This is a genomic window from Streptomyces sp. NPDC090741, from assembly GCF_044769045.1.
Lineage (GTDB): Bacteria > Actinomycetota > Actinomycetes > Streptomycetales > Streptomycetaceae > Streptomyces.
Genome location: NZ_JBIVXF010000002.1, coordinates 381,142 through 392,310, shown reverse-complemented (window position 1 = coordinate 392,310; position 11,169 = coordinate 381,142). Strand labels below are relative to the sequence as shown.

Below are 11,169 nucleotides of genomic sequence, written 5' to 3'. Positions count from 1 at the left end.
CCGGCTCGGCGGCGGTGTGTCCGCGGCGGCTCGGTTGTCCGGTTGAATGTCCGGTTCTGGGTAGTCTCTCCGGGACAGCGTGCGGTGCGGGACCGGCTCGGGGTGGGTTCATGGGACGTCAGATACGTGTCCGGGGTGCGGTCCTGGCGGCGGCGGCGCTGCTGGCCGTGGCCGGGTGCTCGGGTACCGGCACCGCGCCGGGCAAGGACGCGAAGCCCTCGGCGGCCGGTACCTCGCCCTCCGCTCCGGGCGGCGCGGACGCCAAACCGGCCTCGGGGGACGTACTGCCCGGCATGATCGGCGTCCAGGCGGCCCGTACCCAGCTGGCCGCGCTGAAGGTCGCCCCGCCCGGGACCATGGCCGGCTACAGCCGGGCCAAGTTCACCCACTGGGCCGAGCAGGGCAACAAGTGCGACACGCGCGAGGTCGTCCTCAAGCGGGACGGCAAGGACGTGACCCAGGACGCCGAGTGCAAGGCCGTCTCCGGCACCTGGAAGAGCCTGTACGACGGGGTCGTGGTCACCGAGGCGTCGAAGATGGACATCGACCACATGGTGCCGCTCGCCGAGGGCTGGCGCTCGGGCGCGGCCGGCTGGGACGCCGCGCGGCGCAAGGCCTTCGCGAACGACCTGACCCACCCTCAGCTGCTGTCGGTGACGGCGGCCACGAACCGGTCCAAGGGCGACCAGAGCCCCGACCTGTGGCAGCCGCCGGACAAGTCGAGCTGGTGCCAGTACGGGCGGGCCTGGACCACCGTGAAATCCACGTACGGACTGACCGTGACCGAACCGGAGAAGAAGATGCTCGGAACGATGCTGGACAGCTGCGCGGGATGACCGGACGACAGCACATGGCCGGACGACAGCAGTGGTGCGACGAGGTCCTCGCCGGGCCCGGCGGGGCGATGACGGACGAGGTCGGCGTCATCACGGGCCCGCTGACCCTGCGCACGACGGCGCTTCCGGACGGCGGGCTGGTCCGGATCGAGGTCCAGTACAAGGACGCGGAGGAGTGGTACACGCTGACCGGCAGCCCGGTCCCCCACCACGGCGACCCGGCGGCCGTCCACAGCGCCGCCCTCGCCGCGATCCGCACGGGCCACGCCGCCGAAGCCCCGGCCCCGCCGCCGCCCACGCCCCCGCCGCCGCCCACGCCACGGCCCTCGGCCTGACCGGCTGCGGAAGGAGCCGGAGGTCAGCCCTCGTACTCCGTCAGGTCGATGCTGTGGACCTGGAGCAGGTGGCCGTTCTCCGGGTCCGTCGTGTCGAGGTCCAGCACCATGCCGAGCTTGCGGATCACGTTCTCGGACTCGTCGTGGCCCGACCGGTTCACCGCGATCACCCGGTCGAGGCCGCGGTCCTGGAGGGCGAACTCCAGGGAGGCCTGCGCCGCCTCGGAGGCGTAGCCCTGGCCCCAGTACGGCCGGCCGAGCCGCCAGCTGATCGCGACGAAGTCCCGTACCTCCGAGGGGGACTGCGCCACGGTCAGGCCGACCGCCCCGATCAGCTCGCCCGACGCCAGGAGCTCCACGGCGAAGAGGCCGAAGCCCTCCTCGTCCCACTCCTCCTCCCAGCGCTCGATCTCCTCGGCGGTCTCCTCCAGGTCGAGTGTGGAGCCGTCGCCGATCCAGCGCATGACGTCCGGGTCGGCGTTGATCTCCGAAAGGGGGACGAGGTCGTCGTCGGTCCAGCGGCGGAGGAGGAGGCGGGGGGTGCGGATCTCGGTCATGCCCCCATCCTGCCGAACACCGCCGACCAGCGGTAATCGGGTCCGCCCGGGCGGCCGCCGGGTACCCGGTCGCCGCCCCCGCAGAGGTCAGGACACGGTGATCGCGTCCAGCTTCGCCCGCAGGTAGGCGTGGGAGTCCACCGGGTCGTGGACCACCCGCCCGACCGGGGCCGGGAGGGACTCGACCCGGGTGTGCGGGTCGCATTCGTAGAAGTAGACCAGCGAGACGAGCTCCTCGGCCGGTGCGTCGGCGGGTGGCGGCAGCACCCGGTGACGCCCGGCGCGCCAGCGGTCCCCCGTCCAGCGGGCCATCAAATCGCCGATGTTCACGGTCAGCGCGGCCGGGTCGTACGGGGCGTCCTGCCAGCCGTCGGCGTCGGTGTGGATCTGGAGCCCGCCCGAGCCCGACTCACGGTCGAGGACCGTGACCGTCCCGAAGTCCGTGTGCGCCCCGATGCGGAACTGGCCCGGCAGGGGTTCGCCGAGCACCTCCGTGCCCGGGTACCAGTTGAGGTTGAACCCCCAGGTGGGATGCCCGGTGTGGCGGGTGAAGTGGTCGGCGGCGAGTCCGAGTGCGGTGGCGAGGAGCTCCAGCAGCTCGTCGGACAGGGCCCGCATCCGGGCGATGTACTCGCCGGCCAGCGGCGCCAGCGCCGGTACCTCGGCCAGCCAGGCGTTCGGCCGGAACCACTCGGCGTCCACGGACGGGTTCCCGGTGGGCTCGTCCGCCGCGCAGGACCAGGACTCCTTGAGGTCGGGCGGCGAGGCCGCCCCCTCCGCGTAGCTGTTGGCCTCGGCGCCCGGTCCGAGCCAGCCCCGGCCGCCTACCGCGACCGCGTACGGCGCCTTCGCCTCGGCCGGCAGCCGGAAGAACTCCTTGGCGGCCTCCCGGATCCGCGCGGGCAGCGCGGGATCCACCCCGTGCCCGGTGATCAGCAGGAACCCGGCGGCCTGGAGGGCCTCGTCGACACGGGCGGCGATCCGCTCCCGCGCCCCGGGCTCACCGGACCGCCACGGCCCGAGGTCGATCACGGGAACCCGCGATCGAGCGGAAGCGGAGGAAGCCGGAGAAGGAGAAGAACTCGGTGGATCGACTGAACTCGCCATCGGGGCCTGCCTTCCGAGCCGGTGTCGGGCGTCCACCCCGAGGCTATCGCCACGCGCCCCCGCCCGGCCGCTATTGACGCTGCTCCAGCCCGCTGCACGGCGGCGAGTACGCGACGTACGGCAGGTGCGCGGACCACTGGGCGCGGGTGATCCGGGGTCCGGTGTGTGCGCAGGCGTCGGCGATGACGCGCGCCTCGTCGGTCCCCGCCAGCCGGACGGTGGCATCGAAACCGCCGGAGGCCAGCACCGCGCCGTCGGGGCTGAAGGCGACCGAGCTGACCGCGGTGAGGTGGCCGGTGAGCGTGGACAGCAGCCCGGGGTGGGCGGGGCGGGCCACGCTCCACACGCGCACCGTGCGGTCGTCGCTCGCACTGGCCAGGGTCCGCCCGTCGGGGCTGAACACCACCGAGCCGACGACATCGGTGTGGCCCGAGAGGACGGCGAGCGGGGCGGGACGGCTCGGGTCGGTGACGTTCCACAGGCGGATCGCCGTACGTCCGCCGCTGGCGGCGGCGAGCGTGTGCCCGTCGGGTCGGAAGGCCACCGAGAACACGGCGCTGTCGTGGCCCTCCAGGACGGCCAGCGGCTGCGGCCGCCGCGGGTCCGCCACGTCGGTGAGCCGTACGGTCCGGTCCTCGCCCGCGCTGGCGAGCGTACGGCCGTCCGGGCTGAAGGCGACGGAGCGGACGGCGTCCCGGTGTCCGGCGAGCCGTGCGAGCGGGGCGGGGTGGACGGCGTCGGCCACGTCCCACAGCCCCACGCTGCCGTCGGTCCCGGACGTGGCGAGGGTACGGCCGTCCGGACTGTAGGCCAGGGAGCGTACGTCGCCCCCTTGCCCGGTCAGCGAGGCCAGCACGGCCGGCCGGGACGGGTCCGTCGTGTCCCACAGCCGGACGCTCCCGTCGGCGGACCCGGTGGCCAGCGTGCGGCCGTCCGGACGGTAGGAGACGGTGCGGACGTCGCCGCCGTGACCGCTGAGCGTGGCCTCGGCTACGGGGCTGTCGGTGCCGTGCATCCGCCACAGCCGGGCGGTGTGGTCTCCGCTCGCGGTGGCCAGCTGGCGTCCGTCGGGGCGGTAGGCGAGCGCGAGGACCTCCTTGGCGTGCGCGGGCGTGGCGGTCATCAGGGTGCTGGCCAGGCCGTCGCGCGTTTTGGCGGTGGGCGAGAGGCGGTACGCCGTCAGGCCCAGCTGTACGGCCAGCCCCGGTTCGGTGTTGGCGAGTTCCGTCGCGCTGTCGGCGAGGTTCTGCGCGACGGCGTCGTTGCGCTGTCGGGTGACCTCGTCCTCGGCGCGTACGGCGTTGGTGGTGGCGACCCCGGCCACCACCACGAGGGCGGCGAGCAGCGCCACGAGGGTGCGCAGCCGGCGGGCGCGGCGCCGGGCGGTGTTCCCGGCGGCGGCTTCGGCCGCCGTGCTCGCTTCGAGGAAGGCCCGTTCGCCGGCGGTGAGCCCGATCGTCCGGCCGGCGGCAAGGTCGCGGGCGAGGTCGAGCCGGGTGCCGCGGTAGAGGGCGCCGGAGTCCCGGCCGAGGGCTTCCCAGGCGCGGGCGGCGTCGGTGAGGCGGCGGTGCAGGCGTAAGCGCTCGCGGTCGTCGGTGAGCCAGCCGCGCAGCCGCGGCCAGGCGCGGATGAGGGCTTCGTGGGTGAGTTCGACCCGTCCGTCGTCGAGGGTGAGCAGGCGCAGCCGCGCGGCCCGGGCGAGGACGGTCGCGGTGTCGGCGTCCTGGTTCAGCTCTTCTCGGGCCACGGGGCGTTTGGTGTCCTCCGTGCCCTCGCCGAGGGCGATGAGGTGGACGAAGATCTGCTGGGCGAGCCGCTGCTGAGGTGCGGAGAGGGAGGCGTGGAGGGTTTCCGCGGACTGGGCGAGCGCGCCCTCGAAGCCGCCCGCCGCGTGGAAGCCGTCCAGGGTCAGGGCGGCCCCGCGGCGGCGGCGCCAGGTCTCCAGGAGCGCGTGGGACAGCAGGGGCAGGACGCCGACCTGTCCGTGGGCGTGGGCGACGAGCGTCGCCTGGAGGGCGCCTTCGACGGTGAGGCCGGCCCGGCGGGCCGGTTCGACGACGGCGCGGCGCAGTTCGGCCGCGCTCATCGGTCCGACGAGGACCTGGGCGTCGCGCAGGACCTCGACGAGGGCGTCGTAGCGGGTGCAGTGGGCGTAGAAGTCGGCGCGTACGCCGAGGACGACGCGGCAGCGGGAACCGGCCCGCCGGGCCTCCTCGACGAGGGCGGTGATGCAGCCGGCGCGCTCGTCGGGATCGGCGCAGACCGTGAAGACCTCCTCGAACTGGTCGACGACCAGGACGAGTTCGCCGCCACCGGCCTCGTGTGCGGCGAAGGCCTGCCGCACACGGCCGAGCGGGTGCGGCCCGGGGGTCAGCACGTGCACCGCCCGGGGCGGGGCCTGCGCGCACAGCCGGGGCAGCAGACCGGCGTGCAGGAGGGAGGACTTGCCGGCTCCGGAGGCGCCGACGAGTGCCACGACGCGCTGCCGGGCGAGGGTTGCGAGGAGGTCCTCGACCAGCCGCTCCCGGCCGAAGAACAGCCCCGCGTCCTCCGTCCGGAAGGCCGCGAGGCCGACGTACGGGGTCCCGTGCGCCCCGGTCTCCCCCGGATCCTCCTCGGGCTGCGGAGCCTGCGCCGACAGCTGCGCGGCGACGGCGTGCCAGCGGCGTTCCCACTCCTGCGCGTCGCCGCCGCAGGCGCGGACGTACGACAGCGTCACGTCGAGGCTCGGCAGCCGCCGGCCCGACGCGGCCCCGGACAGCGTCGCCACCGAGTAGTGGGCGCGGGCCGCCAGGTCCCGGTACGGCGGGGATCCGGCCTCGTGGCGCAGGCGGCGCAAGGCGGCGGCGAACTGCCGCAGCGGTCCGTCCTCCCCCTCCAGCGGACGCTCCTTGCGGGCCATGTCCTCCCCTTTCCCACCTGGTGAGTTTGCCGCCCTCTGTGGTGGATTGTTCAGCAATTGTTTGTTCACTGCCACCACGCCGACGGCGAACAACGGATCGCCGCTAGACCTGAGTTCGCCGCACCACCGGCACCGCCGTCGCCGTCGCCGTCGCCGCGAGAGGAGGGAGTACACCGATGCAACGACACCACCCCGGCCGGGCCACGGCCGCCGCCCTGGCGGCTTTCCTGCTCCTGGGAGGCTGCGGATCGGCCACCGAGGCCCCGGCCGCACCGGCCGCACCGGCCGCCCCGGCCCGCGAGCCGAGCGCCGCGGACACCCGCCTGCTGGAGCGGGCCGAGCAGATCCTGATCAGCCGCTGCATGGACGGGCGGGGCTTCCCGTACGCGGTGACCGAGGCCCCGGACGACACCGCCCGGTCCTTCCCGTACGGGGTGGACGACATCGAGTGGGCGCGGGCCCACGGCTACGGCGGCCGGGACCAGCGCGCCGCCGCGCAGGCGCGGGAAGCCGATCCCAACCAGCGGTACTTCCGCGGGCTGTCGGCAGCCGGGCGGGCAGCCGCCCGTACCGCGCTCATGGGTTCCGCCCCCGTGGGGCTCTCGGCCACCGCGCCCACCGGGATGACCATCACCGCCTCCGCCGAGGGCTGCATCGCGGACGCCGAGCGCACGCTCTACGGGGATCTGGCGACCTGGTTCCGCGTCAAGGTCGTCACGATGAACCTGCGGCCGGTGCGGGAGGCGCGCGTACACGAGGACGGGCAGTACGCGGAAGCCGTCGGGCAGTGGGCCGCGTGCATGCGGGCGGCGGGCCGCCCGTACGCGGGCCCCGACGCCTCCCGGCAGGCCGCGGCCCGGTTCGGCGAGAGCATGCCGCCGGCCGAGGCGGACGCGGCCGAGGCCGAACTGGCCGTCATCGAAGCGACCTGCGCGGCCGGCACTCCGCTGGCCCGGGTCTCCCAGGCTCTGGACCACACCTACGGCGAACAACTCCGGGCCCAGCACCAGGAGGAGATCGCGCTCAAGTGGCGGCTCCAGAACGGCGCGCTGCCGACGGCGCGCCGGGCGTCAGAAGAACACCGCTCAGAAGAACACGGCTCCGAACAACACGACACGGCACCGAACCCACGACCTTCCGGAGGATCCCATGCGTAAGTTCCGCACCCTGCTGCTCGCCGGCGCCCTCGCCGTACCGCTGCTGGCCGTTCCCGCGACCGTGACCGCCGCCGGCGCCGCCACGGCCGACGCCTCCGGCGCGGCCGCTGACGGCAACTACTGGGTCTGGGAGGACACCAACCGCGGCGGCCACGCCTGCGGCTGGAGCGGTGACGACTCCGACTGGCGCACCTGCGGGGCCGGAGGCAACTTCAACATGAACGACCGGGCCTCGTCCTGGTGGAACAACGGGTACGCCGGCTCTTTCGGGGACGTGCGCGTCTACGAGAACATCGGCTACGGCGGTGCGTCCACCTGTGCCCCGAACGGCTCGGCCGGCAACATCCCGTGGGAGTGGAACGACCGCATCTCCTCCCACAAGTGGGTCACCAACTGCGGTTACTGAGCAGCGGACACCGGGCGGCGGCTACCGACCAGCCGCCCGCAGGGTGTAACGGGCTCCGCCGTCCTCGGTGGAGCCCGTGCGCTCGAAGCCCGCCCGGACGAGCACGCCGTGGGAGGGCGCGTTGTCCGCGTCCACCCGGGCGTGCAGCGCGGTCACGCCGGGCTGCTCGAAGGCCCAGGCGACCAGGCCCTTCAGCGCCTCGGTGAGGTACCCGTTGCCGCGGGCCGACGGTACGAGGTCGTAGCCGACCTCCGCGTTCCCCTCGGCGTCGGGGGCCCCGTGGAAGCCGATCCCGCCGATCGCGCGCCGGTCCTGCGTACGGACGACGGCGTACGCGCCCCAGCCCGGGCGGTGCGTGCCCTCCTCCCGCGCCTTGGCCACCATCCCGGAGGCGCCCCGGGTGCCCTCGCCGGGGCCGTCCTCGGCCCAGGCGAAGCCGCCGGTGCCGCCGCCGTGGAGGTCGCCGGCGACGTGCGGGGAGATCTCGCAGAGCACGACGCGTTCCGCGGTGATGGGTTCGGCGTACCAGCGCCACGCCGTGCGGCGCGGCAGGCCCGGGAGTTCGCCCCGGCCGGTCACCCACAGCAGCGTCGGCCACGGGGCGGCGATGTCGCGCGGTACCTGCGGGAAGAGCCGGTCGAGGACCTGCTCGCAGAGGTCCGCGTCGGGCTCCCAGTCGTGGACGCCGAGAGCGGTCAGGATGTCGTGGGTGTGCAGCAGCGTCTCGACGATGCCCATCGCGGCGAATCCGTCCGGGCCCGCCATGCCGTACGGGTGCCAGGCCCGGACCTCGGGGTCGGTCACGGCCACGGCGGCGGACAGCAGGCCTCCGGTGGCCTCGATGACCTGGATCAGGCCGTCGGGGGTGGTGCCGGGGGCGGCGCTGATGTCGAAGGGGGCGTACCCGCTGGTCGAGCGCCCGGTGAGTTGGGTGGCGTACCCGGCGAAATCGCTCGCCACGTGGACGGCGGTGTCGTAACAGCTCCACTCCAGGCCGGCGGCCGGGACGGACCAGTCGAGGTGCGCCACCCTGCGGAGCGCCTGTGCGGTGAGGGACACGGATCGGTCTACGGCTTCGGAGCTGATGATCGTCATGGCTCGCACCCTAGGACCGCCCCCCGCGCTCGGGCCACCGGATATCGGGTGGCCCGAGTGCGTCCGGCCGCGCGTCCGGCCGATGAATGCGCGGCGCTGCGGGAGTCTGTGGGAGGCAGGCATCCGGAGCGGTGATCGGGAGAGGTGGAGTGATGAGCGACCTGCGCGACATTCTGGAACGGCACGTGAGCAGCGGATCACTGCCCGGGGCGGTGGGCCTGGTGGCCCGCGGTGATCGGGTGGAGGTGGAGGCGGTCGGCTCGGCCGACGTCGAGGGCACGGCTCCGATGGTCCGGGACTCGATCTTCCGCATCGCCTCCATGACCAAACCCGTGACGGCCGTGGCCGCCATGACGCTGGTCGAGGAGCGCCTGCTGGCCCTGGAGGACGAGATCGCGCCGTGGCTGCCGGAGCTGGCCTCGCCCCTCGTCGCCCGTACGCCCGCGAGCCCGCTCGACGACGTGGTGCCCGCCGACCGTCCGATCACCGTGTTCGACCTGCTCACCTCCCGCGCCGGGTACGGGTTCCCGTCGGACTTCTCGCTGCCCGCGGTCGCACCGCTGGTGGGCGAGCTGAAGCAGGGGCCGCCGCAGCCGCAGCAGACCGCGGCGCCGGACGCCTGGCTGAAGATGCTGTCGGGCATTCCGCTGCTGTACCAGCCGGGCGAGGCCTACCTGTACAACACCTGCTCCGACATCCTGGGCGTGCTGATCGCCCGGGTCTCGGGGCAGTCCCTGCCCGAGTTCATGGCCGAGCGGATCTTCGAGCCGCTGGGCATGGCGGACACCGGGTTCTGTGTCCCGGCCGCCGACCTGGGCCGGTTCACGAGCTTCTACCGCGAGGGCGAGGGCGGCCTCGAACGGGCCGACGCCCCGCACGGGCAGTGGAGCAGCCTCCCGGCCTTCCCCTCCGGCGCCGGCGGCCTGGTCTCGACCGCCGACGACTGGTTCGCGTTCGGCCGGATGCTGCTCGCGGAGGGGGCGATCGACGGGGACCGGGGCCGGCTCCTGTCGGCCAAGTCGGTGCGGAAGATGACCACCGACTGGCTGACCCCGGCCCAGCGGGCCGCAGGCGAGCTGTTCCTGGAGGGCCAGGGCTGGGGGTTCGGCGGCTCCGTGGACGTCACGACCCGCGATCCGTGGAACGTGCCGGGGCGGTACGGCTGGATCGGCGGCACCGGAACCGCCGGCCACGTCACCCCGTCCACCGGCGCCGTCTCCGTCCTGCTCACCCAGCGGGCGATGAACAGCCCGGCCGCGCCCGCCGTGATGCGCGATTTCTGGACGTACGCGGCCGACGCCTGAGCCCCCGCACAGCGCGGCCGGCCCCCCCTAGAGGCGGACGCTCCAGTCGACCGTCGACTTCAGGGTGCGGGCGATCTTCGGGTCGCGGACCGAGGGGGTGCGGTCCTCGGCCGTGACCGACAGCTTGTGCGTGCGCAGGTCGAAGAGCCACAGCTCGGCGACCGCGACCTCGGTGCGGCCCGCGAACCGCTTCAGCTCCCGGCCGTCGAGGTACCAGCGGACGTCGAGCTGCCGGCCGTCCGCACCGGCCAGCCGGGGTACGGAGACCTTCGCCGTGTTGCGCAGCCGCAGGGTGCGGCCGGTCGGGGTGAGCGGGGCGGCGGGCTTCGCGTGCTGGTAGAAGCCCGCGATCATCGCCTCGGTGCCGGGCAGGTTGAAGGGCTTGCCGAGCACCCGCATGATCGAGCTGTCGGTGGGCCGGTACAGGCCCTTGACGTAGTAGCCGCCGCCCTCGTACGCGCCGACCGTACCGCCGTCGGGTGATGCGGCGCCGAGCCAGCGGTACCACTTGGCCCGCTCGGCGGCCATCCGGTCGGCGGGCAGCGTGGAGGTGTTGGAGTCGGCGGGCTCGGGGCCCTCGTACTTCTCGTAGCCCGGGGTGTCCGGATAGAAGTACTCGTCGGCGAGCTTGCCCAGGGAGTGGCCCGTCTCGTGGATGGCCACCTGACCGGATTTCGCGTTGCCCGCGGAGGCGGTCGATATCCCCTCGTAGCCGAGGGCGGCGCTGGGCTCGTTGTACCCGGCCCCGCCGTACTTGGCGCTGTTGGAGAGGACCAGGACCAGGTCGGCCGCCGGCGCCTTCGCCACGTACGCGTCCACCTTCGGCTGGTCGATGCAGAGCAGCCGCTCGATGCCCTCGCACCAGAAGTACGAGCCGAGGGCGGTGTCGCGGACGGTGGCCGGCGTGGGGTCGCCGGAGACGCCGGAGTCGTGGGAGACGGCGTCGACCGTCCAGACGTTGAAGAGGTTGCGGTACGTGGAGTACGGCTCGACGGCGGTGATCTCGGCCCATTTGGCCCGGGCGTCGGCGTGGAACCGGTCCTGCTCGGCAGCGGTGTAGCCGTCGCCGATGACGACGATGTCGAGGCGGTCGGCGGTCGAACCGTTGTCGACCAGCTTGGCGACCTCGCCGTCGGCCGCCCGCTCGGCTTCGGAGAGCTGCGGGGCCTTCTTCGCCTGCCCGGCGGCGGGAACGCTGATGTGGCCGGATCCGGCGGCCGTACCGTCCTCGGGCCCGGGTATCTCCACCTCGGTCCCGGTCCCGGTCCCGGCCTTCGCCGGTGACGGTATCGGCGGCGGCGCCGCGGCGGCCGTGCCGAGCGGGCCCGCGGCCAGCAGCAGGGCCGTCGTACAGGCCGCGGCCAAGGCGGCGCGCAGCGTCAGGCGGAGGGACGCGTCCATGGAGTTCTCCCCGGGAAGAAGCCGGAAGTCACCGGAAGTTAAGCGGTTCGATAAGTACGCTGAACCGAT

At 73.9% G+C, this 11,169-nt stretch carries 10 protein-coding genes; 5 read left to right on the top strand and 5 right to left on the bottom strand.

Translation table 11 applies throughout. From position 1 onward, the window contains the following. The first annotated feature begins 110 nt into the window (after nt 1–110). Nucleotides 111–836, top strand: coding sequence for an HNH endonuclease family protein (locus ACIQU4_RS07030; RefSeq protein WP_403726871.1), 726 nt, complete (start codon nt 111–113; stop codon nt 834–836). Next, the gene (locus ACIQU4_RS07025; protein ID WP_403726870.1) at nt 833–1,171 is read left to right on the top strand and encodes a hypothetical protein; all 339 of its coding nucleotides are present in this window, start codon (nt 833–835) and stop codon (nt 1,169–1,171) included. Before ACIQU4_RS07030 ends, ACIQU4_RS07025 begins: the two co-directional genes overlap by 4 nt. A gap of 23 nt (nt 1,172–1,194) precedes the next feature. Here ACIQU4_RS07025 and ACIQU4_RS07020 read toward each other — a convergent pair whose 3' ends face one another. From ACIQU4_RS07020 to ACIQU4_RS07010, 3 genes are all read right to left on the bottom strand, one after another. Continuing rightward, nucleotides 1,195–1,728 (bottom strand): GNAT family N-acetyltransferase, encoded by a 534-nt coding sequence (locus ACIQU4_RS07020; protein WP_403726867.1) that lies wholly within the window; start codon nt 1,726–1,728, stop codon nt 1,195–1,197. Nucleotides 1,729–1,815: 87 nt separating this feature from the next. Then, nucleotides 1,816–2,835, bottom strand: coding sequence for an isopenicillin N synthase family dioxygenase (locus tag ACIQU4_RS07015; protein ID WP_403726866.1), 1,020 nt, complete (start codon nt 2,833–2,835; stop codon nt 1,816–1,818). Nucleotides 2,836–2,905: 70 nt separating this feature from the next. Beyond that, nucleotides 2,906–5,737 (bottom strand): XRE family transcriptional regulator, encoded by a 2,832-nt coding sequence (locus ACIQU4_RS07010; RefSeq protein ID WP_403726864.1) that lies wholly within the window; start codon nt 5,735–5,737, stop codon nt 2,906–2,908. Between the two features lie 176 nt (nt 5,738–5,913). Here ACIQU4_RS07010 and ACIQU4_RS07005 point away from each other — a divergent pair, with 176 nt between their 5' ends. Beyond that, a complete protein-coding gene (locus ACIQU4_RS07005; RefSeq protein ID WP_403726861.1) occupies nt 5,914–6,894 on the top strand; it encodes a hypothetical protein in 981 nt (326 codons plus the stop codon). After that, nucleotides 6,887–7,300, top strand: coding sequence for a peptidase inhibitor family I36 protein (locus ACIQU4_RS07000; protein WP_403726858.1), 414 nt, complete (start codon nt 6,887–6,889; stop codon nt 7,298–7,300). The genes ACIQU4_RS07005 and ACIQU4_RS07000 overlap by 8 nt, the downstream gene beginning before the upstream one ends. 21 nt (nt 7,301–7,321) lie before the next feature. On the opposite strand, the gene ACIQU4_RS06995 is transcribed toward ACIQU4_RS07000, so the two are convergent. Beyond that, nucleotides 7,322–8,395 (bottom strand): GNAT family N-acetyltransferase, encoded by a 1,074-nt coding sequence (locus ACIQU4_RS06995; RefSeq protein ID WP_403726855.1) that lies wholly within the window; start codon nt 8,393–8,395, stop codon nt 7,322–7,324. 152 nt (nt 8,396–8,547) lie between these two features. Between ACIQU4_RS06995 and ACIQU4_RS06990 the strand changes: the two genes are divergently transcribed. Continuing rightward, a complete protein-coding gene (locus ACIQU4_RS06990; RefSeq protein WP_403726852.1) occupies nt 8,548–9,699 on the top strand; it encodes a serine hydrolase domain-containing protein in 1,152 nt (383 codons plus the stop codon). A 27-nt stretch (nt 9,700–9,726) separates the two neighbouring features. Here ACIQU4_RS06990 and ACIQU4_RS06985 read toward each other — a convergent pair whose 3' ends face one another. Beyond that, nucleotides 9,727–11,100: a M64 family metallopeptidase gene (locus ACIQU4_RS06985; RefSeq protein WP_403726850.1), complete on the bottom strand. Its 1,374-nt coding sequence runs from the start codon at nt 11,098–11,100 to the stop codon at nt 9,727–9,729. Nucleotides 11,101–11,169 lie beyond the last annotated feature (69 nt).